The sequence below is a fragment of the Desulfurella amilsii genome (genome assembly GCF_002119425.1).
In the GTDB taxonomy this organism is placed as follows: Bacteria; Campylobacterota_A; Desulfurellia; order Desulfurellales; family Desulfurellaceae; genus Desulfurella; species Desulfurella amilsii.
The window spans coordinates 151778-176023 of the sequence record NZ_MDSU01000001.1; the positions used below are offsets into that span (position 1 = coordinate 151778).

Here is a 24246-nt window from a genome sequence, read left to right on the forward strand (position 1 = left end):
GAATATTAATAAAATATTTTTTAGGAGGTATTTAGAACATGAATTCAAAAGGTATTAAGATTGCATTGATGGCAGCATTTTTAGCAAGCAGTTTAACGTTGGCATCTTGTCAAAAAAAAGAGGCAACTAACGCAACAAACACTACGAACACCACAAATGTAACTAACGCTACAAATGCTACAAATGCTACAAATGCTACAGCTCCAGCTCCAGCTAATGAAACAAGTAATGCTACGTCTACGCAAAACGCTACAAATGCAACGACTTCTACAAATGCTACAAAATCAAGCAGCAAAGAAATGAAAAAAGAAGCTGTACCTAGTACAACTAAATCATCTGCATCAAAATCAGCTAAACCAAAAATAGAGGGTTGCTAATTGGTTTGATGGGTGAGTTTTTCTCACCCGGATTTAACTTTTTTAATGTTGTTTGATAGTGATATAAACTACGTGCTGTCCCTTATAGGGGCTAAAGCAATAGCCAAATTTGCTGGGTTACTAAATAAAGGAGCTACTGCTCTGCCTGGTCATTTTATTGAAAAGCTAAACCCTAGTTTTTTAAAGGTAATTAGTGATGAAGTAAAAAATTGTATTTTAGTTACTGGTACAAATGGTAAAACTACCACATCTAGTTTGATTGTCCACTTGCTAACAAAAGAAAATAAAAATATTGGAAATAACCATGCTGGTTCTAATTTAAAAAGAGGGATTATCAGTTCAATTATACCTTATTTAACGTGGGATAAAAAATTTTCAAAAAACTTTGATTATTTTGTTTTTGAGTGTGATGAATTTGCTTTGGAAAAGATAGTACAAGATTTAGCTGCAAGTTACATTGTTATGTTGAATCTATTCAGAGATCAATTAGATAGATATGGTGAGATAGATACAATTAGAAAAAAATGGAGTTATTTGATTAGTAACAATAAACATGTACATTATATAGTAAATGCTGATGATCCATCTATTGCTTCTTTATTTCATAATCAGAATTTAAAGGTTTCATATTTTGGCGTATCAGATTATAGTGCCACACAAGATAATCTTAAAGATGTTCTGTTTTGTCCTATTTGCGGCGGGGAACTTGAGTATAATAAACGTTATTTTTCTCATATTGGAGACTATTTTTGCACAAATTGCGATTTTAAAAGACCAAAGCCAAATTTAACAGCGAAAATTACGCAAGATTCCGAAGAGGTAGAATTAGAGTATTTAGGTAATATTTACCATGCCAAAATGCCAATTAAAGGCACCTATAATGTTTATAATATTGCAGCTTCATATTTAGCCTGCGTAGAGCTTGGCTATAAAATAAATAATTTTGCTAACAATATATTGGACTTTAAATCTACTTTTGGTAGATATGAGCTTATTAATTACAATGACAAAAAAATTTTTTTGATTTTAGTAAAAAATCCTGTTGGTTTTACGCAAGCTTTAGAGTCTAGCATAGATAACAACAAGAAAAATTTTGTTTTTATACTGAACGATAATATAGCTGATGGTAGAGATGTTTCATGGATTTGGGATGTAAATTTTGGTTCATTAAAGGACAATATAAACGAGTTAATATTTGGCGGAAGTCGTATGTTTGATATGGCACTTAGAATAAAGTATGAAGATATTGGCATAAATAAATTTGTTTTTTTTGATACCTACAGAGAACTTTTTAATAAAATCCACCAATCTGAAAACGATACTTTCCATATCTTTTTAACATATACGGCTTTATTAGAATTAAAAAATTATTTAAGCAAGCAAGGCTTTAAGAACTTTTATGAACGATAAAAAAATTTCTTTGGATATTACCTTTCTTTTTCCTAATACTATGAGTACATACGGTGACAGTGGTAATGTTTTGGCTTTGCAAAAGCGATGCGAGTGGAGAGATATTGAAGTTAAAATCCACTATAGTGATATTTACGACAGTATTTATCCGTCAAATATTTATTTTTGGGGCGGCGGTCAGGATAAAGCCCAAGAGGTAGTTTCAAATAATTTTAGTCAAAAAAAGTTAGACTTTTTGATCAAAGAAGTGGAGAATAATAAAGTATTTTTGCTTATTTGTGGGTCTTATCAATTAATGGGTAAGTATTATATAGACTCGAATAACAATAAAATCGAAGGTCTTGGTATTTTAGATGTCTACACTCAAAGCTCAAAAAAGCGTATGATTGGCAATACAGTAATTGAAACGAATACTAAACTAAACCTTGAAATAAAAAAAATTGTGGGATTTGAAAACCATAGTGGACAAACTTTTTTAGGGAAAAGCATTGAGCCTTTTGGTTATGTAAAGCTTGGTTTTGGCAATAACGGTCTTGATAAAACCGAAGGTGCACTCTATAAAAATATTATAGCATGCTATCAACATGGACCGCTGTTGCCTAAAAATCCCCAACTAACAGATTACATTATTACAAAATCCATAGAAAATAGATATGGATCAGGCATAAATATTAATAAGCTCGATGATACATTAGAATATGCTGCCTATAATGCAATACTGAATAGACTAAAAATATAACTTAGAGCATACACAAAAATGGAGATTTTCGTATAAGTTAATATAAGTTAATAATTGCTGATTAACTTGGGAAAAAGCACACTGGCTGTGCTTGACATTGTATAATATTTCATATAAAATGCGTTAAAATTTTAAGGGAGGTGGGAGGAAAAATTAAAGAAATTTGTAAATCTAGAATAAAAAAATTATTTTGGGAGGGTCTATGTCAGACAAAGCTAAGATTTATTGGACAAAGGTCGATGAAGCGCCTTATTTGGCCACGTTTTCGCTATTACCAGCAGTAGAAAAATTTTTTAAATCAGCAGGTGTTAGTGTAGAGGTTAAAGATATTTCAGTCGCAGGCAGGATACTCGCAAGTTTTCCAGAGTATCTAAAGGAAAACCAGAGAGTACCAGATGATTTGGCTAAACTTGCTGAGTTGGTTAAGCTACCAGGTACTAATGTGATAAAATTGCCCAACATTAGTGCTTCTGTTCCGCAGTTGGTTGCTACAATTAAAGAGTTGCAAAATAAAGGCTATAATGTGCCAGATTACCCAGAAGAGCCAAAAACAGAAGAGGAGAAAAAAATCAAAGATACTTACTCAAAAGTATTGGGCAGTGCCGTTAATCCTGTGTTAAGGGAAGGCAACAACATAAGAGCTATATCTAAGTCTGTAAAAGAGAGTGCAAAGAAATTTCCAGATGCAATGGGTTTGCCATTAAAGCCTTGGAGTAAAGATTCTAAAACGCATGTTGCACACATGAGTGGTGGTGACTTTTATGAGCACGAAAGGTCAATTACCGCTGAAAAACCAACAAAAATAAAAATCGAATTTATCGACGATGCTGGCAAACCTCAAGTACTAAAAGAACTTGCATTGCAAGAAAAGGAAGTTTTTGACGGAACGTTTATGGATGTTGTAGCTTTGCAAAAATTCTTTGGTGAAGAAATAAATAAGGCAAAGGAAGAAGGCATACTTTGGTCACTACATCTAAAAGCAACAATGATGAAGGTATCAGATCCTGTTATGTTCGGTTTTGCAGTAAAAGAATACTATAAAGATGTTTTTGCAAAACACGAACAAACATTTAAAGAAATTGGTGTAAATACGAACAATGGTCTTGCAGATGTATACCTTAAGATCAAAAAATTACCCGAAAATAAACAAAAAGAAATCGAGGCAGATATACAGGCAGTTTATGATAAAAATCCCCCGTTATTTATGGTAGACTCAGACAAAGGCACAACTAACCTTCATATGCCAAATCTTGTTATTATAGATGCCTCACTGCCTACAATAGTAAGAGATGGCGGTAAAGCTTGGGGGCCAGACGGCAAACCAAGTGATGTCAAAGTAGTTATACCAGATCGATGCTATGCGACAATTTACAAAGAAATTATAGAAGATTGCAAGGTAAATGGCCAGTTTGATAGGACTACTATGGGCTCAGTTACAAATATTGGCTTAATGGCTATGAAAGCGGAAGAGTATGGTTCACACGATAAAACATTTATTGCTCCATCAAACGGTACTTTTAGGGTTGTTGATGAAAACAATAAGGCCTTTATTGAACACAAAGTTAAAAAAGGAGATATTTGGAGAGGCTGCCAAGTAAAAGATGCAGCTGTAAAAAATTGGGTACAAATAGCAGTAGAAAGGTCAAAACAGACAAAAAATTCTACTGTATTTTGGCTTGATGAAAATAGAGCTCATGATGCCCAGTTAATCAAAAAAGTTAACGAGTATCTGAAAGCGTATGATACAACTGGTCTGGATATTCGTATATTAAAACCTCAAGAAGCAATGAGGTTTACGGTAGAAAAAGTACGAAAAGGCAAAGATGTGATAGCAGTGACAGGAAATGCGTTAAGGGACTATTTAACGGATCTTTTCCCAATCCTAGAAGTTGGCACCAGTGCAAAAGTGCTATCTATTATACCATTGCTTGCAGGTGGTAGAGTATCCGAAGCCGGAGCTGGTGGATCTGCACCAAAGCATGTTGAGCAATTTATTGAGCAAGGTCACTTAAGGTGGGATTCTACGGCAGAATTCACAGCCATTACTACTGCTTTAAGATTCTTTGAGGAAAAATACGGCGATAAAAAAGCAAAGGTTTTGGCAGATGCATCTGAGATTGCACTTACAAAACTTTTAGCAAACAAGCAGTGGCCAGGAAGAAAACCCGGAGAACTGGATAATAGAGGTCAGCATTATTATTTTATAAAATATTGGGCTGAGGGTTTGGCAGGACAAAGTGAGGACAAAGATTTGCAAGCTAAATTTTTGAAACCAGCAAAAGGATTAAGCGAAAACGAATCTAAAATTATAGAAGAATTTAAGGCAGCTGCCGGAAAGCCTGCTAACATAAATGGGTATTACTTCCCAGATGAAGATAAACTTGCTCTTGCTATGAGACCGAGCAAAACATTAAACAATATAATAGATTCAATTTAATTTAAAAAGAAGGAGAATAAAGATGGCAGAAGAGCGATTACCTGTTGTAGTAAACGAAGCTTTATGCACCGCTTGCGGTATATGCATTAAAGTATGCCCAAAAAATGTGCTTGAGCTTGTAGAAGATTTACATGTTTGGACTGGTGCTATGTGCAAAGTAGCAAGATCTGAGGATTGCATTAGGTGTAAATTTTGCGAAAATTCCTGTCCTCACTTCGCAATTGAGGTAGTAGATATTGGTTTAGAGTTAACATTTAAAGATAGCAAAGGAAACTTGATAACAAAATCCAAATAAGGGGGAAAGATGTCTAACGTAGAAATAGCAAATGGTAATGAGTTAGTGGTGGAAGCTGCCATAGCCGCTGGCTGCAGGTTTTATGCAGGATACCCTATAACACCTTCAAGTGAAATACCAGAGCATTTCTCTAAAAGAATGCCTGAAGTTAGTGGCGTGTTTATGCAATTTGAAGATGAGATTGCAAGTGTAATAGCAGCCGTTGGAGCCAGTTATGCTGGGTATAAATCAATGACTGCTACAAGTGGTCCAGGTTTATCTTTAAAGCAAGAAGGTTTAGGACTTGCCTGCATGATGGAACTGCCACTTGTTATCGTTGATGTCATGAGAGGTGGCCCATCTACGGGTTTACCAACCCGTGTGTCTCAATCTGATTATATGCAAGCGCGTTGGGGTACACATGGCGATCATATGATAATTGCGCTTGCACCATCAACCTTGATTGAAACATACACAGAAACAATCAGAGCCTTTAATTTAGCAGAAAAATACAGAACACCCGTTTTGCTATTAACAGATGCAGTACTTGCCCACTTGCATGGTAGGGTTGAGATCCCAGATATTTCAAATTTTGAAATCATTGAAAGAACGCAACCAACAGTGTCACCAGAAGAATATTATCCGTACGACGTAGAGCGCTTTGGTATGGTACCGCCTTTACCAAATAAAGAAAACTGGAGAAAGTACAAGTTCCATATGACTGGCTTAAATAAAGACAAGACTGGTTTTCCAACGGTTGATCCCAAAAAAGTTGAAGAAGACGAAGAAAGAATGATAAACAAGATAATGAATAATACAAAAGATATTGAAAGCTTTGAATATTATATGGTGGATGACGCTGATTTGCTTGTTGTAGCGTATGGAACAAATGCAACAGCAGCAAGAGTAGCCATTGATGAGGCTAGAGCAAAAGGTATTAAGGTAGGTATGTTTAGACCAATTACAGTATGGCCATTCCCAGAGACACAAATATTTGATTTAAGCAAGAAATTCAAAAAGATAATTGTTAGCGAGATTAATTTAGGTCAAATGTTGTACGAAGTACAAAGAGCCGTAAGAGGAAACTCAGAAGTTTTTACTGTTTTGCTAGCCGCTGGAGTTCCTATTAGGCCTCAGCAGATACTCGAAAAAATTGAGGAGGTATCTAAATGAGTGTTGATTACTCAAAATATTTAAGAATGGACAAATTGCCACTATACTGGTGTCCTGGTTGTGGCAATGGTACTGTTTTGAAAGCTTTATTGACGGCAATAGATGAGCTTGGATGGGAAAATAATGATGTTGCTATGGTATCTGGCATTGGGTGTTCTGCTAGAGGGTCTGGCTATGTAAACTTTCACACACTACACACACTGCATGGAAGGGCAGTACCTGCAGCTACTGCTATAAAGATGTGTCATCCAGATATGCATGTTGTAGTGTTTTCTGGTGATGGTGATATGACAGCAATTGGTGGCAATCACTTTATTCATGCTTGTAGAAGAAATATCGATATTACATTAATAATTGTGGATAACTGGATTTATGGTATGACTGGGGGACAGTATTCTCCACTTACGCCTACTGGCACAAAAGCTTCAACTATGCCAAGAGGAAATATTGATCCAACATTTGACGCAGTAGAGCTTGCAAAAGGTGCTGGCGCAACGTTTGTAGCAAGGGGCTCTGTGGCGGAACCTGTAATATTAAAAAACTACATAAAAAAAGCACTTGAACATAAAGGCACAAGTGTTGTTGACGCGTTATCCAATTGTCATATACAATGGGGTAGAAGAAACAAATTTGGAGATCCAGTAAAATTAGTAGATTATATCAAGAGTGTTACAATTAGCCAGGCAAAATCAGCAAAACTTGCCAAAGAAGAGCTTGAGGGTAAATATATAACGGGTATTTTTGTAGATGATTCTACGAAAAAAGAATACACGCAAAGCTACAAAGAGCTTATTGAAAAAGCTCAAGCTAAGGCTTAAAGGAGATTAATATGGGGTTGCATTATGAATTAAGATTCGTTGGTATAGGCGGACAAGGCAATATGCTTGCCGGCACGATTATAGCAGAAACAGCAGTTTACTATGAAAATAAATATGCCACACAAGTTCCCACTTATACATCGCAGGTTCGTGGCGGTCCAACAAAAGCTGATGTAATAATTTCAGATGAGCCAATCCAATTTGCAGAAGCAACGCATATTGATTTTTTGCTTGCGCTTGACCAAAGAACCTACGATATGTACAAAAAAGATTTAAAGGGCGGAGCAATAGTTTTAGTAGATAGCGGTCTTGTCAATGTTCCAGAAGAAGATCATAAAAAATGGGATGTATATGGTTATCCTATTGTTAAAACAGCTAAATACGACATAGGCAATGTTGTTACGGCTAATATTTTGGCTGTAGGCATGACAATTGAATTAACGGGTATTTTTGATAGGGAGAATGTAAAGAAAGCGATAGCAGATAGAGTACCTGCTGCATTTTTAGATCTCAACATGAAAGCCTACGAAACTGGTATTGAAATAGCTAAAAGATTAAAAGTTGAAAAAGGTAAATAAAAGCTTTTACTTCAATTTAATTTTAAAAGAAGGGTTTATCCCTTCTTTTTTATTTATTAAGAAGGAGGTGATATGAATCCAGAAATGTGGTTTACGGAAAAGTATGGAAATGATGCAGGTTTAACATTTAAAGTAAAAAATGTTCTGACTACGCAACAAAGCACTTATCAAAGGCTTGATATAATAGAAACATATCAATATGGTAGGGTAATGTTACTTGATGGTCTTGTTATGCTAACGGAGAAAGATGAATTTGTTTACCATGAAATGATTACTGCACCTGCTGTAATGTCGTTAAAAAGTAGAAAAAGAGCGCTAATAATTGGCGGGGGTGACGGCGGCACTGTACGAGAATTAATAAAGTATGATTTTGAAAAAATAATAGAAGTTGAAATAGACAACGTAGTTATTGAGAATTCTAAAAAATTTTTAGATTTTACTGCATGTGGTTATAATGATGAGCGTGTTGAAATAATTATTGGCGATGGCGTAGAATTTGTTAAAAATACAAATGAAAAATTCGATTTAGTTATCATTGACTCAACAGATCCATTTGGAGCAGCAGAAGGATTATTTAGCGGTCAGTTTTACACTAATGTGTACAAAATTTTAAATGACGATGGTATAGTTGTAGCGCAAGCAGAAAACCCATACTATAGCCCAGATTGGTTTTTAAAATCAAGAAAAAATATGCAGAAAGCTTTTGGCTCAAATACATTGAATTACTGTGCATTTATCCCTACATACCCCTCCGGTATGTGGCTTTTTTCTATAGGGTATAAAAATATAAACCTACATAATTATTTCAATGAAAAATTATACAGTATTAATTCTCATACATATAAATACTATAACCGTCAAATTCACGAGGCTTGTTTTGCTTTACCTCAGTTTGTTTTAGAATTAATAAAATAATTTCATTTTACATATAGAAGGTGATTTTTATGGAAAAAATATCTATTTTGGGAACAGGCTATGTAGGCTTAGTAACGGGTAGTTGTTTTGCATATCTTGGACATAAAGTTATTTGTCTTGATATAAATAAAGAAAAAATTGAGAAACTAAAAAAGGGTGAAATTCCTATTTATGAGCCACAATTGGACGAAATTTTTGCTTTAGATAAGGAATCTGAAAATATAGAATTTACAATAGACTATACATACGCAATTAAAAATTCAGATTTTATATTTATTGCTGTGGGCACACCGTCTTGCCCAGATGGTTCTGCGAATTTGAGCTATGTAAGTGATGCGCTTAAGACTATTGCATCGTGTATAACAGAAAATGATTTTAAAGTCATAGTTAACAAATCAACCGTGCCAGTTGGAACAGGCAGATGGGCAGCTAAATTGCTTGCGGATGAATTGTTAAAAAAAGGCATAAAAGAGCCAGAAAAACACTTTTGTATAGTATCAAACCCGGAGTTTTTAAGAGAAGGCAAAGCTGTAGAAGACTTTATGAACCCAGATAGAATAATAATAGGCAGCGATGACAAAGATATAGCTTTAAAAACAGCTTCTCTTTACTCTACGCTAAACCCGCCAATGATTATCACAAATTTGCCAACAGCCGAGATGATAAAATACGCATCTAATGCTTTTTTGGCAACAAAAATTTCTTTTATCAACGAAATGGCTAATCTGAGTGAAAAAATCGGTGCAGATATTGAAATTGTATCAAAAGGTATGGGTTTGGATAAACGTATAGGTCCTTATTTTTTAAAAGCAGGTTTAGGCTTTGGCGGCTCATGCTTTCCTAAAGATGTTAAGGCTTTAATACATACATCTAAAGCATACAATGTTGACCCCTCCATTTTAAATGCAGTTATGAAAGTTAATGAAAAGCAGAAAATAAAACCTATCGAAATATTAAAAGGCGCTGGTATAGATTTAAATGGTGTAAAAATCGCAATATGGGGGCTTGCCTTTAAGCCCGATACGGATGACACAAGAGAAGCAGCCTCGCTTAACATTATAAATGAATTATTAAAACATAACGCAGTAATTTTCGCCTATGATCCAATAGTAAAGAATTTACCCATTCAAGATAAAAATTTAAATATCGTAAACGATAAGTATGAGGCTTTGGAAAAATGCGATGTGTTAATTTTGGTAACTGAATGGAATGAATTTAAAAACATAGAGTTTAAAAGATTTAAAGATAAAATTGTTGTTGATGGTAGAAATATATGGGAAAAAAATATTTTGAAAAAATATACAAAAGCATGCTTTAGCATTGGTCGATGAAAGAAAAAACTTACTATGTATGCTCAAATTGTGGCTTTAAGACGACAAAGTGGGCAGGCAAGTGTCCAAATTGTGGCCAGTGGAATACGCTAAAACAAGAAAATCAAAATAAAGAAAAAAGTAGTAATCTTAAAATTATAAAATTAGACGAAATAGAATCAACAGAAGTTTTTAGTTACAAAACGAACCAAAAACAAATTGACGAATTTTTAGGTGGAGGCTTTGTAGTAGGTGGTGTGTATTTAATTGCTGGTTCTCCAGGTATTGGCAAATCCACATTGTTATTACAATTATCAAAATATTTAGTTGAAAATAGCTCTAAAGTTTTATATATAAGTGCAGAAGAATCAGCGATCCAGCTAAGTTTAAAAGCAAAAAGGCTAAATAGTAAAATACCAGTTTTAGAATCAAACGATTTAGATGATATTATTTTTGCTATAAAACAGAAGTATGATTTATTTGTAATAGACTCAATTCATACGATTTATTCTAATGATGTTGATTCTTTTATCGGCAGCATTAACCAGGTTAGACTATGCGCTCAAAAACTTATTGAGGTAGCTAAAGAATACAACAAAACAATAATTATCGTAAGCCACATAACAAAAGAAGGCCTCATTGCTGGTCCAAAAGCCTTAGAGCATTTAGTAGATGCTGTATTTTACTTAGAAAGCGATGATAAGTATAACTATAGGTTGCTTAGAGCAACTAAAAATCGTTTTGCAAGTACAGAATCTGTTGTAATTTTTAAAATGACAGAAAGTGGGTTAAACATTATCGAAGATGATTTTTTGACTTATATAGAAGACACAAAAGAATTAGAAGGTAAAGCTATTGGTGCTATTTTAGAAGGTTCATACTTAATGTTTATAGAAATTCAAGCGTTATGCGTTAAAAGTCCGTTTGGCATGCCAAGGAGGACAAGCGTAGGTTTTGATTTGAATCGTCTCAATATGCTTTTGGCTGTTATAGAAAAACGGCTAGGGTTGCCTATGTTTGAATACGATGTTTATCTCAATGTTATCGGTGGTTTTAAAGTAAACAACACGCTTGTTGATATGGCTGTTGTTGCAAGCATTATTTCGTCTTTAAAGAAGATCACTATGAGCAATAACTATGTATTTTTAGGTGAAATTGATCTTTTAGGCAATGTAAGAAAAACCAAACTCCCAGACATTCTCCAACAAAAGTTAAAAAACTCAAATGTTAAATTATTATTGCACGAAAACACGCCAAATGTCGAGAAGCTTTTAAAAGCTATTTTGTAAGGTCATTTAAGCTCTTTGCTAAAATTTGCATGTAGGTATATGCACTAAAGCCACCCAGCGCTACAGCAACCCAACCTGCCTCATGTATTTCTTCTTTTGTAGCACCATTTTTTAAAGCTAAATTTACGCTGTATGTAATGCACCATTTGCATTGTTTCTGAACTGATAAAGCTACTCCAATCAAAGCTTTAGTTTTTGCATCAAGGTGACTATCTTTAAATACTTCATCCAAAAAGTCTTGAAACACTTTACCTTTATTTTCTGACTTGTTGTTGATGTCGCTAAAATTTTTTTCCATATCCAAAATAAGATCATGTGCATTTTTGATCATATTGGGTCTCATAAACACCTCTTATTTAAAATATTTGCACCAATTTTTGTCTACTAAATCTTTAATTTCTTTTGGCATTTGGATATCATCCGGCCAATCACGCAAAAAACCCTCTGATTTTAGTTTTTTTGTGGCATCTATACCCACTTTTGAGCCCATTTGAGCTATATTTGATGCATGATCTAGCACATCTACAGGGCCTTTTGTAAATATTATATCCCTTTGAGGATCAATGTTGTTTCCAAGTCTCCATATAACTTCTGATATATTTTGTACATTTACATTTTCATCAAATACCACAATAATCTTTGTCAGACTCATCATCCCAAGACCCCACAGTGCGTTTATTACTCTAAATGCGTGGCCCGGAAATTGTTTTTTGATAGAAACAAATGCAAAATTATGAAAAATTCCCTCAATGGGCAAATTGATGTCTATAATCTCTGGCAAAATCTTTTGAATAATCGGCAGAAATAAGCGCTCTGTGGCTTTACCTAAATATGCATCTTCCATTGGTGGTTTGCCTACAATTGTTGCTGGATAAATTGGGTGTTTTTTTCTGGTTATGCGCTGTATGTGAAAAACTGGATAATAATCGGCAAGAGAATAGTAACCTGTATGATCACCAAATGGACCTTCTAAGGCAAGCTCATTTGGATCAACAAAGCCTTCTAGTACAATTTCAGCATTAGCTGGCACATATATATCATATAGAGTTGATTTTACAAGTTCTACGCCATCTTTTCTCAAAAAGGAAGCAAAGAGCATCTCGTCAATGTCTTCTGGAAGTGGCGCTGTAGCAGAATATATCGTTAAAGGGTCAGCTCCAATTGCTACGCAAACAGGCATTTTTTGATTATTCTCTTTATAATATCTACAATGATATGCACCATCTTTGTGTATGTGCCAATGCATGCCTGTAGTATTTTTGCTAAAAACCTGCATTCTATACATGCCGCAGTTTTGTTTTCCAGTAATGGGATTTTTTGTAAACACAAGTGGGAGCGTAATAAAGCGTCCACCATCTTGAGGCCATGTTTTTAGTATAGGATATTTAAACAAATCTACATTATCTTCTATAACTTCTTGACAAGGTGCTTTTTTTACTATTTTTGGCAAATAGTGCGATAATTCTTTAAATTTCATAATATTCCTTAATTTATCCCAAAAATTTGTTGGAATTTCGATGTTTATCAGTTCTTTTACTCTATCACCAAGCTCATTTAAGTTATCAACGCCAAATGCAAATTGTGTGCGTTGTATTGTACCAAAAAGGTTCATAGCAACAGGAAAGTTAGAGCCTTTTGGTTTTTCAAATAATACAGCTTTTCCATTTTGTTTTACAAGTCTATCTGCAATTTCTGCCATCTCATACACCGGATCTGTTTCTGTTTTTACTCTAAGCAACTCTTTCTTTTTTTCTAAGGTATTTATATAATCTTGTAGATCTTTAAAAACCATTTTTTTTCCTCCTACTTTTAAAAAGCGCAAGAAAGTGTATCTTTATTGCAACTTAAATCTATAGTTTCTACATCGCTTTTTATTTGCTCCAAAAGTGTTTCTTTTGAATCAAATTTTATTTCTTCTCTTATGTATTTTACGAAGTATAAATTTATGCGTTTATTGTATAAATTACCGTTAAAATCAATCAGATAGGCTTCAATGTGCACTATTTGATCTCCAAATGTTGGGTTTGAACCTACATTTATAGCCGCTTTATAAAAAATATCGTTTATTTTAGCAAACCCCGCATAAACGCCTTCTTGTAATAAAAGTGGACGGTTAAAATAGATATTTGCCGTTGGAAAGCCTAGGGATTTTCCTCTTTGTTTGCCTTTTTTTACAATGCCGTTTATAGAGTAGAGCCTGCCTAAAAATTGGTTTGCAAGCTCAACTTCTCCAGATTTAAGGAATTTCCTGATTTTTGAACTACTTACTGTAATATTATCAATTTTATAAGCTGGTATTATATGCAGTTTAAAGCCGAACTCCTTTGAATACTCTTTTAAAGTTAGGGTGTTCCCTAAAGCTAGTTTCCCAAATGTGTAGTTGTAGCCTACACACACTTCTTTTGCTTTTAGTCCATCTACCATGTATTTTTTTACAAAGCTTTGTGGGTGCATCATCGCAAATTCTTTGGTAAAACGTGCGCAAAAAATATAATCAACATTAAATTTACACAAAATTTCATATTTTTCTCTAAATGATTGCATGATGAATGCCTGATTGTGTTGCTTTATAATCTTTAGCGGGTGAGGGTAGAAAGTAAAAACAACTGTTTTGCCATTAGTTTTTTGTTTAATTTCAACAATTTTTTTGAGAAGTTGCTGGTGGCCTAAATGAATACCGTCAAAATTACCAAGTGCTACAATTGTATAGTCTATCTCTGGTAAATCATTTATATTTCTAATTACTATTGGTTTCATACATTGAACCTAAAATAGACTATATCGCCATCTTGTATCATGTAATCTTTGCCTTCAAGCCTAACCAGCCCCATTTCTTTTGCTCGTTTTTCGCCACCGCTTTTTACATAATCATCAAAGCTTATTACTTCTGCTCTTATAAAACCACGCTCAATATCTGAGTGTATCTCTTTGGCCGCTTTTTTTGCTACTGTACCTTTTTCTATAGGCCAACCTCTAACTTCTTTTGGCCCTGCTGTAAAAAAACTGATTAGATCAAGCAATTCATAGGCTAATTTTGATAATTTTTCAAGACCAGATTCATTTAAACCAAGCATCTCTAAATATTCTTTTTTTTCTGCGTCCTCCATCTGGACTAAGTCTTCTTCAATTTTGCTTGATATAATCATAAAAGGTGCTTTTTCCTGACTTGCTATTTGGGCAACTATTTTTGTATATTTGTTGCCATTTATACTTTTTTCATCAACATTTGACACATAAATCATTTTTTTTGCACTAATGAGCTTTAGCTCTTTTATGAGCGATTCTTGGTCTTTTGTTAGATCGTATAGCTTTTCACCTTTTTCTAGTTTTGACTTTATCTCTTCCAAAATGACAGCTTCTTGTTTATTGGCTTTTTTTGCTTTAGATAGCTTGTTTTCTACAATTTGTAAGTCTGATAAAATAATTTCTGTATTTATTATATCTATGTCTCTTTTGGGGTCAATAGAACCTTCAACGTGAATTATATCTTCGTTTTCAAAGCATCTAACAAGATGAACGATTACATTTACATCTCTTATATGTGACAAAAATTGATTTCCAAGCCCTTCACCTTTGCTTGCACCTTTTACAAGACCAGCAATATCCACAAATTTTACGGTTGGATAGACTATGTTTGCAGGTTTAACAATATTTGCCAAAATGTCAATGCGTTTGTCTTTAACTAAGGCTATGCCAACATTTGGTTCTATTGTGCAAAATGGGAAATTTGAGCTTTTTGCGTTTGCTTTTGATAGTGCATTAAATGTGGTTGATTTTCCGACATTTGGTAAGCCAATTATTCCGCATTCTAAACTCATTTCTCACCTCAAAAAATTTTTTATAATCAAACTTACTATTGCTATGATAAAGCCAACAATTGATCCTACAATTGAGCCATTTATCCTTATATATTGCAAATCATTACCCACTTTTGATTCTATTTGGTATATCAATTGTTCGTGTTTTAAATCGTTTAAATAATTTTTAACGGTTTTTCCTATCAAATGGTGGTTTTGACGCATTATATAGGTCAATTTTTGCTTTACAAAGCTGTCAAATTCGTATTTGTGCTGCAAGAGTTGATTTATAATGTAGTTGTGAATGTAGCTAAAGTACTTTTCAAAATTTGCTTTTTTTGTAATTATTGTTTTGTTTTTTGTTACAAAGCTTTTTATGCTGTTTTGTATATTTGCAGAAATAAACATTTTTATTTTAAATTCATTTTGCTTATAAAAGTCTAGTGCTAGATTGCTATTTATGGCTAAATTCAGCCAGTAGGCTATCTTTTGGGATGTATTTGGATCATCAATTTGTTTCAAAAAAAAGTTTTTTATTTTAGTTACGTTTTGTTCTAGCTCATACTGAATTAATTCTAATACATAAGTGTAGAGCTTTGGTTCGTAGGTATATATTTGGCTTATGGCATAATTTTTTATATTCAACCTTATACTGTGCGTTTGATTTTGCTTTATTTCAAGGATTAGTCGTTTTAATTGTTCAATCAGTTCTTGCGATAGCGCCTCTTTATCAATGATATTAAAGCCCTCAAGTAATGTGATTACTATATCTTTTGAAATGGCTTTATTTTTGTAGCTTTCTATAAATTCTTCTATGTATATAGATATTGTGTCTTTGTTGCGATTTATTAATAAAACAACATAATCACATAAATCTTCTATTAATTTATCAAAGTTATTCTCTAAAGCATTTTTGAGTATTGGTGAGAGTTTTGTCTTTATATCACTATCCAAATATTTAATAGCAAACTGCACCAATTTTTCACTATTTAGATTTAAAATATAATGTTTTGCCTGCATTGATAAGGCTTTATAGGCTTCATCATAAAGAGAGCTTTTAAATAAATTTTGAGCATTATTTTTGAAAATATCGTAGAAATTTAATTTGTAGATGTAGTTATCTATATATTTTTGAAGCATGGAATCAAACTGTTTGGTGTATGCAAAGGCTATAATTTTTGTAGTATATTTCTTTGCAATTTTTTTAAGAGCTGCAATGTAGCGATGTTTTTTTGATAAGTTAAGTACAATTGCTGACGGGTCAATGTTGTTTATTTGAATAGCAAGGTATTTTTTTGACAACCACGTGTCACTTACAGTTTTTGCTATAGAATCAATAAGCTTTTGTCGGTTATTTTCAATTATGTTTGTATGCGGGATTTTTAAGCCAAGAGGGTGTTTAAATAAAGCACTTACAGCAAACCAATCAGCAAAACCGCCAACAACAGCAGCTTCTGAGGCTTTTTGTATAATATAGACTAATACATTTTGGCTGTTAAAAAGATGAAATGCTATAAAGACAATAATAGAGCCTAAAAGAAAAAGATTTGCAATCTTCTTTTTATCATTCATGGCAAAAAATTATACAACACTTAGCATCTAAAATCAAATTACTTGACAAATGCACGATGTTATATATATCATTAATTGTGAATTTTTTTTGCGGATGTAACTCAGCTGGTAGAGTGCAAGCTTCCCAAGCTTGAGGGCGCGGGTTCGAATCCCGTCATCCGCTCCATTCATTCTTAAGCAAAAATATCTAACGTTTCAATATAATGTTTATCTTTTTCAAATGCCTCCTTAATATTTGCAAAAATCCTATCTTTTAATTTTTGATAAATGACTCTGTTTTTATCTAATGTTTTGGCAAAATCAAATGTAATGCCCTCTAATTCTTCCACGTTAGCGCCAGATTTTACTATTACGCCTTGTTTTTCGAGTTCGTCTGCAGTACAACGCTTGCCCGTAAATACGATTTCTTGATAGTATTGGTAATTTATAGCTTTTTTAGAATATTCAATCATCGAAGGTAAAAATGGTATGCCTACATCAACCTCTGGAAAACAAAAAAAACCTCTATCCTGCCTTGCAAACCGAAAATCACACGCTAATCCCAACAGTGCGCCATTTCCAAATGCGTGGCCATTGATCTGTGCAATTGTTGGCACGCATGAAAATATGATTTTTTTGAAAACCTTGTTCATTTTGTACAAAAATTCTTTGATTATGTTGTAATTTTTTTCTTTTAGATTTGTTTTTATCCATTCGACATCTATGCCTTGAGAAAAATTTTTTTCATCATTTGATGTTATTATTATTGACTTAGTGGTTTGATCTGAAATACAGGCATCTAGAGTTTCCAAAAATTCATTTGCAAATACTATATCATGCCTGTTTTCTTTATTATTCATAATGATATAGGCTATATCGTCTTTTTTGTCTGTTAATATTCGAGTCATTTATTGCTCCTTTTTAAAAATTTTTGGTAGATTATTCTGCATATCACGGATATTTAAAAATTTAGCATTAAACTGCGCTATTGAGTCTAGCTGGGTATTTACTATTTCTTTGATAAGGTTGTTGATAAATTGCTTGGTTGCAAACAATGCACTTGTTGGGTTTTTTGTGAAACTTTGCACAATCTTTAAAACTTCACTAATTAGCTGTTCTTTACCATCAAATACATCGTTAACTAAATTTATTTGCTTTGCTGTTTTCGCGTCAATATTTTTACTGCTAAAAGCCAACATTCTTGTGTTGTTAAAACCAATTATAAAAGGCAGCCTCTGAAGTGAGCCTAAATCCGCAGCTATGCCAAGCTGCGTTTCTTTTAGAGAAAAAATTGCATCCTGGCTACAAAATCTTAGATCGCATGCACTGATAAAATCAAGTCCACTGCCTATACAGGAACCACTTACTGCTGCAATATAGATTTTTTTCCCACCAAACATTAAGTTCATACCTTTTTGCATAATTTTTATTGTTTCGTAAAGTTCTTTACTATCATTGCCTATTAAATGCCCAAAATGACTTAAAAAGTCATTAAAATCAAGACCAGCGCTAAAATGGTTACCTTTGCCTGCAAAAATAGTTGAATAAATTGTATCATCCTTTTCAATGTTCTCAATTAGTTCTATCAGTTCAGTAAAAAATTCCCACGTTTGTGCGCTTGCATGTTTCTCATTGAGAAAATAAATCAGCTCTATGTTACCTAAACGTTGAGTTTCAAAAAAGTTAAGACTCATACTTTCCTCCTTTATTCTTATTACTAAAAATTAGCTTTTTTGTCAACTTTTGCATAACATTTACGTTAAGAAAATCATTTTCAAGAATCCCCTTTGATTTAATATTTCATTCAAGCTATAAAATACATTTTCTTGAAATTAAAATTTATAAAATTTCTTGACAAAAAAATATTGCTCGTTATAATTATCAAAGTTTAAGGGCCCATAGCTCAGTTGGTAGAGCCACCGGCTCATAACCGGTTGGTCCTAGGTTCGAGTCCTAGTGGGCCCACCAAAAAATTTGATGTTTATTTTTGAAGCAATTGAAGCGTTAGAAAGTTATTTTCCTTTATCCTTCCAAGAAAGCTGGGACAATTCAGGATTTCAAGTTTTATTCAAGCACAATATATTAAGCGGGATTTTACTAACTTTGGATATAAGATTAGAAACTATAGAAGAGGCAAAACAAAACGATTGTAATTTAATTATTGCCCATCATCCGTTGTTTTTGCAAGCACTTAAAAATTTTGATTATAAGTTTTATCCAGAAAATGTGCTATATTGGGCTACTAAAGATGAAATAAGCATTTATGCAGCGCACACTAATTTAGATATTGCACCCTTTGGTTTAAATTACCACTTGTGCAAAAAATTTTCTTTGAAAAACTTTTTTATGTTAGAAAACTTAAAGCCAACTTTTATAGGTGAGCTTGAAAAAGAGCAAACGTTTGGTCAGTTTATTGAGTTTGTAAAAAAAACACTAAATGTGCCAATATTAAAGTACATTGCATCTCACAACAGATCTATTAAAAAAATAGCAATTTGCTCTGGCAGTTGTGCAGATTACATATACAAACTAAAAGGCTTTGATATTGATGTTTTTGTTACAGGTGACCTTAAACATCACAGCGCGATATTTGCTCAGCAAAATGGTATTAATGTTATCGATGCAACACATTTTTATACGGAAGTATGGTCTAAAGACATACTATTTGAGTGCTTAAAAGATTTGGATGTTAAAGTAATAAAAAGCACTAAAGATTATATCCCATGGGATTATATATAGGAGGTGTTAATGAATGCTGATATAGAAATGCTCTTAAAAATTCAAGAATACGATAAGCGAATTTATCAGCTTGAATCTGAATTCGCTAAAAAGCTTAAAGAAAGGGAAAAATTAGAAGAATTGTTAACTGCTCATACACTGAATATGGAGCAGGCACAAGAGGAACTAAATGAGATTCTTGAGGATTTAAATTTTAAAAAAAACCTACTTGAAGAAAAGGAAGTTTTGCTTGAAAAGCTTGATGAAAAAAGCAGTGCTGTTCAAAACCAGAAGCAATCAGATGCGTTGTCCAGTGAAATAACTATTGCAAAAACCAATAAAAGTATCTTGGAAGACAAAATTTTAGAAATGCAAGCAGTAGTTGATGACAAGAACAAGAAAATAAGTGAAATTCAACAGCAATTAGATGAAACAAAACAAAAATTGGAAGCTTTTGATATTCAATTATCTGAAATCAAAGAAGATATTGATAGGCAAATTGAAAAAGTTAATGAAGAAAGACAGACCATGTTGCACGACATAAATCCTAATCTATTATCAAAATACAATAAAATTTCCATGTGGGCCAAAGGTAGTGCTGTGGTGCGAGTTGAGGATGAAACGTGTTATGGTTGTTTTATAAAATTACCACCACAAGTATCTGTACTTGTTGAAGAAACCGAAGAAATTGTTTACTGTCCAAATTGTGGAAGAATATTGTATAAAAAAGAATGAAATTAGACTTACTCAAGAAATTTTGCGAATTTAAATCAGTAGAAAAAACCGCTGATTATTTTGGTATTTCAATTGATGATTTTTTTGGCAAGATAAGTCAAATATGCGGAGACTTAGAAATAGATAAACCGCTTGCCAAAAAAAATCATTTAATTGAACCAGATAAACCCCTAAGTGCTTATATAGATGGTGCTTCTAGTAATAACCCAGGACATGCTGGTATTGGTATAGTATTTATACAAGATGAACAAATTATCGATACAGTGTCTGAGTATATTGGTGAAAAAACTAACAACGAAGCGGAGTATACCGCCCTTATAGAAGCGTTAAAAAATGGACTAAATTTTGGCGTGAAATCAATAAAAGTTTTTTCTGATTCTGAATTAGTTGTAAAACAGATAAAGGGTGTTTATGCTGTAAAACAGGAGCATTTAAAAAAACTCAATAAAGAGGCTCGGTTGTTAATAGAAAAATTTGAGCATTTTGAGATTAACCATATAGTTAGAAGTTTTAATGCTAAAGCTGATAAATTGGCAAAATCGGCTATTGAACATAATGGTAAACTAGCTCATAGGTAAATGTTGCGTATATGTTGAGCCTATCAACACCAAATCTTTCTGGTAGTGGATTAAATGGTGAGGCTTCCCTTATGGCTTTTATTGCTGCTTCATCTAAAATAGGATATCCACTGGAGTGAATAACTTCTGCATAAGCAAGCGAACCATTTTTATTAATACCAAACTTTACAAGCAAGGTACCCTGCTGGTTTTTTAAACGGGCTTGCTCTGGGTAAACCCACACATTTTGTATTTTATCCTTAAGTAGTTTCATATAAGAAACATATTTTATTGACTCTGTTCCTATTTCAATAGTTGCTTCTTTTTTTGCATTTGGGCTTTCGTACTCTTTCACGTTGCTTGTGCCTTGATATTTTTGATTTGGGTTTATAGCAGGTGTGTTTTTGTTGGATTGCGAAAATAAGTTACCAGAAATTTTGTATGGAGTATTTTTGGTTAAATTTTGTTGTTTTGTTGCGCTTGAAATAGATTTTGGTTGCTTTAGAACTTGAGCATTCTTTGCAATTTCTTGATTTTGCGAGGGTTTGACTATTTTTTGCTCTTTATTGTGTGTTTTTTGAGGTACGCTTTTTCTTTTAGATTGCGGTGCGCTTTTTAATGGTATCTTTTCTGTTTTTGAATATATTTTGGATTTAGTCTGCCTATTGATATTTGACGCTATAATGTGCGGCTGTTTTTGCTGTGTGTTTTGTTCTTGTTTTGGCAATTGTACAATATCTACGTGATATACTGGTGGAGATAGTTTTGCTATAGGTTTTTTGTTATGAACAATTAGTAGATATAGCAAAACTATCAATAATAAGTGAATTACCACAGAAAAAGCAAAAGACAAAAACTTCATTTTTATTTTTAATGTTACCTGTTCATTTTAAGTTTTTTATTAGCGCAAAGCGCATACAGCAAAAGACACCTTCTTTTTCGGCCACTATAAATCATAGCTTAGAGTATATATATTTTTAAAAGTATTTAAAGAGGTTATCAAAAATTTTGTTTGTGATATTCAATGTAAAATTAATTGATTTATTCTATAATTTTTATACAATTAAATGGGGTTTTATATGCATGATTCGTTGCTTTTGGCTATGCTTGAGCGATTAAGTATAATTGCTATACTTGCATTTTTTTTATCAAAAGCATCATTTTTTAGGAATATTCTTTATAACGCAAAAGTTACAAAAAAAGACTTATTTTTAGCTATTTTGATATTTGCAGGAATTGGTATTTTGGGTACTTATACGGGGGTGCCAACAAAAGATGCTATTGCAAATTCTAGGGTTATTGGTCCTATGGTTGGTGGTTTAATTGGTGGGCCTATTGTGGGTTTTTTTGCGGGTTTAATTGCTGGACTTCACAGATTAACGCTTGGTGGGTTTACTGCAACAACCTGCGCTGTTTCTACAGCTTTAGAAGGTTTACTCGGCGGACTTATTAGGAAATATTACAAAGGTGAGTATGTGCCGTGGGAGCTAGCTTTTTTTGCTGGGATTTTAGGTGAAGGAATACAAATGGGTATAATCCTACTCTTTTCAAAACCATACCCTAAAGCACTGGATTTGGTAAACGACATAGGCATGCCAATGACAATTACAAACGCTATCGGTATAACTGTATTTATGATGATTGTTAAATCCGTATTTGATGAAAAGGAAAACATTTCTGCAACACTAGCAAAAATCTCACTTGATATTGCAAATAAAACATTGCCTTTTTTAAGAAACGGTTTAAATGAAATATCCGCTGCTAATGCTGCCAAAATTATTTATGAATCAACCGATTTAGATGCTGTAGCAATTACAGATACAGATAAAATTTTAGCTCATATTGGTGTAGGCAATGATCACCACAAAAGCGGTATACCTATACAAACCAATGCTACAAAAAATACACTTTTAAATGGAGGGATCAATATAGCAACTACAAAAGAAGAAATAGGTTGTTCTATTAAAGATTGCCAGCTAAATAGTGTAGTTATTGTACCGCTGAAGTGCTTTGATAAGCTTGTTGGTACTTTGAAACTATACAGGTCAAAAAAGAAAGTTAGCAGAAAAGTTATTTCTAACACAGACATTGAGTTGGCAAAAGGTTTAGCTCAGTTAATTTCTTATCAAATTGAGATTGCTCAGGTTGAAGAACAAAAGAAACTTGCTAGTCAAGCAAAGCTTATTGCATTAGCTTCACAGATGAACCCGCATTTTTTGTTTAATACACTAAATGCGGTAATATCATTTATCCGAACAAACCCCAATGTAGCTAGAGAAATGCTTATTAATTTAAGTGAGTATTTGAGATACAACCTCAAAAATATTGGAACTTTTATAACAATTGCTAAAGAATTAGAGATTGTAAAATCTTATTTGTATATTGAGAAGTCTCGCTTTGGTAATAAAATTGAAGTTGAAGAAGAAATTGATGAAAGTTTGTTAGAAGAAAAAATACCCGCTTTTATTTTACAACCGCTTGTGGAAAATGCTATAAAGCATTCGATATCGAAGATAAATACAAAATTGATGTTGAAAATAAAAATACAAAGGATGGAAGAAAACATACAATTTTATGTTACCGACAATGGACCTGGTATAAAACAAGAAAAACTTCAAAAGATATTTACTGCTAATAATGAAATTACTTCAGAGCAAGAATCAGAAAGTAGTTTAGGTATAGGTTTAAAAAATGTAAATGAAAGGCTTGTGTCGTTTTTTGGAAAAGATGCCTATTTGCACATTCATACAAAAGAAGGTCAAGGCACGTTAGTTTATTTTATGATGCCAAAATCATTGTTATCAAATGCTTAAAGCGCTGATCATTGAAGACGAAAAACCTGCTATTGATGAGTTAAAGTACCTATTAAGTTTGTATGATTTTATAGAAGTCATAGGTGAGGCTCAAGATGGGATAAAAGGTTTAAATCTCTTAAAATCTTTAAAACCAGATATTGTTTTTATTGATATAAACATACCTAAAGTTAACGGTCTTGAACTATCAAAAATTATATCAAGCGATAAGGTAGCTATAATTTTTACAACTGCTTACGATAATTATGCTGTTGATGCGTTTGAGTTAAGCGCGCTTGATTATATATTAAAGCCAATTAGCCCTTCAAGATTGGAAAAATCTTTAGAAAAAGCCAAAAATTTTCTAAATCAAATTGAGACAAAACAGAAAAAAATTGATAAAATTCCCGTCGAAGAAAAAGGCAAGATTTATTTATTAGATATCAATGAAATAGTTTTTGCTAAGTCTCAAGAAGGTTTTGTTAAAATTGTTACAAAAGGTTCAAGTTACTTATTTAAAAAATCCATGAAAAATTTAGAAGAGAAACTACAAGATTTTCCTCAGTTTTATAGGGTTCAAAAGAGCTACATAGTAAACTTACAAAGTATATCCGAAGTTATTCCCTGGTTTAAGAGCACATACTGGCTTGTCATGAACGATGCAAATAAAACCCGCATATCTGTAAGCAAAGTGCAGATAAAAGAATTAAAAAGTATTTTGGGTTTTTGATAACAATTTGACATTTGAACTCTATAATTTTTATAATACTATGTAA

General features: G+C 33.0%; 24 protein-coding genes and 2 tRNA genes. 18 read left to right on the top strand and 8 right to left on the bottom strand.

The window, feature by feature from the left end:
- The first annotated feature begins 38 nt into the window (after positions 1 to 38).
- The 11 genes from DESAMIL20_RS00840 (at position 39) to radA (ending at position 11320) form a co-directional block, all read left to right on the top strand.
- Positions 39 to 377, top strand: a complete 339-nt coding sequence (locus DESAMIL20_RS00840) for a hypothetical protein (protein WP_086032988.1) — start codon at positions 39 to 41, stop codon at positions 375 to 377.
- Between the two features lie 45 nt (positions 378 to 422).
- Entirely contained in the window at positions 423 to 1787 is a 1365-nt protein-coding gene (locus DESAMIL20_RS00845) for a MurT ligase domain-containing protein (RefSeq protein WP_143340211.1), read from the top strand.
- Positions 1777 to 2526 carry a type 1 glutamine amidotransferase gene (locus DESAMIL20_RS00850; RefSeq protein ID WP_086032990.1) on the top strand — a complete coding sequence of 250 codons (750 nt, stop codon included), beginning with the start codon at positions 1777 to 1779 and terminating at the stop codon, positions 2524 to 2526. The genes DESAMIL20_RS00845 and DESAMIL20_RS00850 overlap by 11 nt, the downstream gene beginning before the upstream one ends.
- 202 nt (positions 2527 to 2728) lie before the next feature.
- On the top strand, positions 2729 to 4963 hold the full coding sequence (locus DESAMIL20_RS00855) for an NADP-dependent isocitrate dehydrogenase (protein ID WP_086032991.1): 2235 nt from the start codon (positions 2729 to 2731) through the stop codon (positions 4961 to 4963).
- 22 nt (positions 4964 to 4985) lie between these two features.
- Positions 4986 to 5258 (top strand): 4Fe-4S binding protein, encoded by a 273-nt coding sequence (locus DESAMIL20_RS00860; RefSeq protein ID WP_086032992.1) that lies wholly within the window; start codon positions 4986 to 4988, stop codon positions 5256 to 5258.
- A gap of 9 nt (positions 5259 to 5267) precedes the next feature.
- Positions 5268 to 6410 carry a 2-oxoacid:acceptor oxidoreductase subunit alpha gene (locus tag DESAMIL20_RS00865; protein WP_086032993.1) on the top strand — a complete coding sequence of 381 codons (1143 nt, stop codon included), beginning with the start codon at positions 5268 to 5270 and terminating at the stop codon, positions 6408 to 6410.
- Positions 6407 to 7228, top strand: a complete 822-nt coding sequence (locus tag DESAMIL20_RS00870; protein ID WP_086032994.1) for a thiamine pyrophosphate-dependent enzyme — start codon at positions 6407 to 6409, stop codon at positions 7226 to 7228. The genes DESAMIL20_RS00865 and DESAMIL20_RS00870 overlap by 4 nt, the downstream gene beginning before the upstream one ends.
- 11 nt (positions 7229 to 7239) lie before the next feature.
- Positions 7240 to 7806, top strand: coding sequence for a 2-oxoacid:acceptor oxidoreductase family protein (locus DESAMIL20_RS00875; RefSeq protein ID WP_086032995.1), 567 nt, complete (start codon positions 7240 to 7242; stop codon positions 7804 to 7806).
- 72 nt (positions 7807 to 7878) lie between these two features.
- Positions 7879 to 8721 (top strand): polyamine aminopropyltransferase, encoded by an 843-nt coding sequence (gene speE, locus DESAMIL20_RS00880; RefSeq protein WP_086032996.1) that lies wholly within the window; start codon positions 7879 to 7881, stop codon positions 8719 to 8721.
- 29 nt (positions 8722 to 8750) lie between these two features.
- Positions 8751 to 10052, top strand: a complete 1302-nt coding sequence (locus DESAMIL20_RS00885; RefSeq protein WP_086032997.1) for a UDP-glucose dehydrogenase family protein — start codon at positions 8751 to 8753, stop codon at positions 10050 to 10052.
- Positions 10049 to 11320, top strand: a complete 1272-nt coding sequence (radA, locus tag DESAMIL20_RS00890; protein ID WP_086032998.1) for a DNA repair protein RadA — start codon at positions 10049 to 10051, stop codon at positions 11318 to 11320. The genes DESAMIL20_RS00885 and radA overlap by 4 nt, the downstream gene beginning before the upstream one ends.
- On the opposite strand, the gene DESAMIL20_RS00895 is transcribed toward radA, so the two are convergent.
- The 5 genes from DESAMIL20_RS00895 to DESAMIL20_RS00915 are packed head-to-tail and all read right to left on the bottom strand — an operon-like array spanning position 11310 to position 16689.
- On the bottom strand, positions 11310 to 11663 hold the full coding sequence (locus DESAMIL20_RS00895; protein ID WP_086032999.1) for a carboxymuconolactone decarboxylase family protein: 354 nt from the start codon (positions 11661 to 11663) through the stop codon (positions 11310 to 11312). The two genes, radA and DESAMIL20_RS00895, sit on opposite strands and share 11 nt — an antisense overlap.
- 9 nt (positions 11664 to 11672) lie before the next feature.
- On the bottom strand, positions 11673 to 13112 hold the full coding sequence (locus DESAMIL20_RS00900) for a menaquinone biosynthesis decarboxylase (RefSeq protein WP_086033000.1): 1440 nt from the start codon (positions 13110 to 13112) through the stop codon (positions 11673 to 11675).
- Positions 13113 to 13129: 17 nt separating this feature from the next.
- A complete protein-coding gene (locus tag DESAMIL20_RS00905; protein ID WP_086033001.1) occupies positions 13130 to 14077 on the bottom strand; it encodes a bifunctional riboflavin kinase/FAD synthetase in 948 nt (315 codons plus the stop codon).
- On the bottom strand, positions 14074 to 15138 hold the full coding sequence (gene ychF / locus DESAMIL20_RS00910) for a redox-regulated ATPase YchF (protein WP_086033002.1): 1065 nt from the start codon (positions 15136 to 15138) through the stop codon (positions 14074 to 14076). Before ychF ends, DESAMIL20_RS00905 begins: the two co-directional genes overlap by 4 nt.
- Before the next feature lie 3 nt (positions 15139 to 15141).
- Complete coding sequence (locus DESAMIL20_RS00915) at positions 15142 to 16689, bottom strand: DUF445 family protein (RefSeq protein WP_086033003.1); 1548 nt, start codon at positions 16687 to 16689, stop codon at positions 15142 to 15144.
- A gap of 90 nt (positions 16690 to 16779) precedes the next feature.
- On the opposite strand from DESAMIL20_RS00915, the gene DESAMIL20_RS00920 reads away from it, so the two are divergent.
- Positions 16780 to 16855: transfer RNA gene (locus DESAMIL20_RS00920), tRNA-Gly, on the top strand.
- A 7-nt stretch (positions 16856 to 16862) separates the two neighbouring features.
- Here the strand turns inward: DESAMIL20_RS00920 and DESAMIL20_RS00925 are convergent.
- Positions 16863 to 17576, bottom strand: coding sequence for an enoyl-CoA hydratase/isomerase family protein (locus tag DESAMIL20_RS00925; RefSeq protein WP_086033004.1), 714 nt, complete (start codon positions 17574 to 17576; stop codon positions 16863 to 16865).
- On the bottom strand, positions 17577 to 18362 hold the full coding sequence (locus DESAMIL20_RS00930) for an enoyl-CoA hydratase-related protein (protein WP_086033005.1): 786 nt from the start codon (positions 18360 to 18362) through the stop codon (positions 17577 to 17579).
- Between the two features lie 198 nt (positions 18363 to 18560).
- Here DESAMIL20_RS00930 and DESAMIL20_RS00935 point away from each other — a divergent pair.
- The 4 genes from DESAMIL20_RS00935 (at position 18561) to DESAMIL20_RS00950 (ending at position 20699) form a co-directional block, all read left to right on the top strand.
- Positions 18561 to 18636: transfer RNA gene (locus DESAMIL20_RS00935), tRNA-Ile, on the top strand.
- 9 nt (positions 18637 to 18645) lie between these two features.
- The gene (locus DESAMIL20_RS00940) at positions 18646 to 19407 is read left to right on the top strand and encodes a Nif3-like dinuclear metal center hexameric protein (RefSeq protein WP_143340212.1); all 762 of its coding nucleotides are present in this window, start codon (positions 18646 to 18648) and stop codon (positions 19405 to 19407) included.
- A 9-nt stretch (positions 19408 to 19416) separates the two neighbouring features.
- Entirely contained in the window at positions 19417 to 20121 is a 705-nt protein-coding gene (locus tag DESAMIL20_RS00945) for a zinc ribbon domain-containing protein (RefSeq protein ID WP_086033007.1), read from the top strand.
- Positions 20118 to 20699, top strand: a complete 582-nt coding sequence (locus DESAMIL20_RS00950; protein WP_086033008.1) for a ribonuclease HI family protein — start codon at positions 20118 to 20120, stop codon at positions 20697 to 20699. Before DESAMIL20_RS00945 ends, DESAMIL20_RS00950 begins: the two co-directional genes overlap by 4 nt.
- On the opposite strand, the gene DESAMIL20_RS00955 is transcribed toward DESAMIL20_RS00950, so the two are convergent.
- Positions 20665 to 21495, bottom strand: coding sequence for an energy transducer TonB (locus DESAMIL20_RS00955; RefSeq protein ID WP_158090468.1), 831 nt, complete (start codon positions 21493 to 21495; stop codon positions 20665 to 20667). The genes DESAMIL20_RS00950 and DESAMIL20_RS00955 overlap by 35 nt on opposite strands.
- Before the next feature lie 262 nt (positions 21496 to 21757).
- Between DESAMIL20_RS00955 and DESAMIL20_RS00960 the strand changes: the two genes are divergently transcribed.
- On the top strand, positions 21758 to 23491 hold the full coding sequence (locus tag DESAMIL20_RS00960; RefSeq protein WP_086033010.1) for a sensor histidine kinase: 1734 nt from the start codon (positions 21758 to 21760) through the stop codon (positions 23489 to 23491).
- Positions 23484 to 24200 (top strand): LytR/AlgR family response regulator transcription factor, encoded by a 717-nt coding sequence (locus tag DESAMIL20_RS00965; RefSeq protein ID WP_086033011.1) that lies wholly within the window; start codon positions 23484 to 23486, stop codon positions 24198 to 24200. The genes DESAMIL20_RS00960 and DESAMIL20_RS00965 overlap by 8 nt, the downstream gene beginning before the upstream one ends.
- Positions 24201 to 24246: the final 46 nt, after the last annotated feature.

What these genes read in the sequence shown, in the direction of transcription:
- DESAMIL20_RS00840 (WP_086032988.1), top strand. Translation starts at nt 39, where the DNA reads ATGAATTCAAAAGGTATTAAGATTGCATTGATGGCAGCATTTTTAGCA.
- DESAMIL20_RS00845 (WP_143340211.1), top strand. Translation starts at nt 423, where the DNA reads ATGTTGTTTGATAGTGATATAAACTACGTGCTGTCCCTTATAGGGGCT.
- DESAMIL20_RS00850 (WP_086032990.1), top strand. Translation starts at nt 1,777, where the DNA reads ATGAACGATAAAAAAATTTCTTTGGATATTACCTTTCTTTTTCCTAAT.
- DESAMIL20_RS00855 (WP_086032991.1), top strand. Translation starts at nt 2,729, where the DNA reads ATGTCAGACAAAGCTAAGATTTATTGGACAAAGGTCGATGAAGCGCCT.
- DESAMIL20_RS00860 (WP_086032992.1), top strand. Translation starts at nt 4,986, where the DNA reads ATGGCAGAAGAGCGATTACCTGTTGTAGTAAACGAAGCTTTATGCACC.
- DESAMIL20_RS00865 (WP_086032993.1), top strand. Translation starts at nt 5,268, where the DNA reads ATGTCTAACGTAGAAATAGCAAATGGTAATGAGTTAGTGGTGGAAGCT.
- DESAMIL20_RS00870 (WP_086032994.1), top strand. Translation starts at nt 6,407, where the DNA reads ATGAGTGTTGATTACTCAAAATATTTAAGAATGGACAAATTGCCACTA.
- DESAMIL20_RS00875 (WP_086032995.1), top strand. Translation starts at nt 7,240, where the DNA reads ATGGGGTTGCATTATGAATTAAGATTCGTTGGTATAGGCGGACAAGGC.
- speE (WP_086032996.1), top strand. Translation starts at nt 7,879, where the DNA reads ATGAATCCAGAAATGTGGTTTACGGAAAAGTATGGAAATGATGCAGGT.
- DESAMIL20_RS00885 (WP_086032997.1), top strand. Translation starts at nt 8,751, where the DNA reads ATGGAAAAAATATCTATTTTGGGAACAGGCTATGTAGGCTTAGTAACG.
- radA (WP_086032998.1), top strand. Translation starts at nt 10,049, where the DNA reads ATGAAAGAAAAAACTTACTATGTATGCTCAAATTGTGGCTTTAAGACG.
- DESAMIL20_RS00895 (WP_086032999.1), bottom strand. Translation starts at nt 11,663, where the DNA reads ATGAGACCCAATATGATCAAAAATGCACATGATCTTATTTTGGATATG.
- DESAMIL20_RS00900 (WP_086033000.1), bottom strand. Translation starts at nt 13,112, where the DNA reads ATGGTTTTTAAAGATCTACAAGATTATATAAATACCTTAGAAAAAAAG.
- DESAMIL20_RS00905 (WP_086033001.1), bottom strand. Translation starts at nt 14,077, where the DNA reads ATGAAACCAATAGTAATTAGAAATATAAATGATTTACCAGAGATAGAC.
- ychF (WP_086033002.1), bottom strand. Translation starts at nt 15,138, where the DNA reads ATGAGTTTAGAATGCGGAATAATTGGCTTACCAAATGTCGGAAAATCA.
- DESAMIL20_RS00915 (WP_086033003.1), bottom strand. Translation starts at nt 16,689, where the DNA reads ATGAATGATAAAAAGAAGATTGCAAATCTTTTTCTTTTAGGCTCTATT.
- DESAMIL20_RS00925 (WP_086033004.1), bottom strand. Translation starts at nt 17,576, where the DNA reads ATGACTCGAATATTAACAGACAAAAAAGACGATATAGCCTATATCATT.
- DESAMIL20_RS00930 (WP_086033005.1), bottom strand. Translation starts at nt 18,362, where the DNA reads ATGAGTCTTAACTTTTTTGAAACTCAACGTTTAGGTAACATAGAGCTG.
- DESAMIL20_RS00940 (WP_143340212.1), top strand. Translation starts at nt 18,646, where the DNA reads ATGTTTATTTTTGAAGCAATTGAAGCGTTAGAAAGTTATTTTCCTTTA.
- DESAMIL20_RS00945 (WP_086033007.1), top strand. Translation starts at nt 19,417, where the DNA reads ATGAATGCTGATATAGAAATGCTCTTAAAAATTCAAGAATACGATAAG.
- DESAMIL20_RS00950 (WP_086033008.1), top strand. Translation starts at nt 20,118, where the DNA reads ATGAAATTAGACTTACTCAAGAAATTTTGCGAATTTAAATCAGTAGAA.
- DESAMIL20_RS00960 (WP_086033010.1), top strand. Translation starts at nt 21,758, where the DNA reads ATGCATGATTCGTTGCTTTTGGCTATGCTTGAGCGATTAAGTATAATT.
- DESAMIL20_RS00965 (WP_086033011.1), top strand. Translation starts at nt 23,484, where the DNA reads ATGCTTAAAGCGCTGATCATTGAAGACGAAAAACCTGCTATTGATGAG.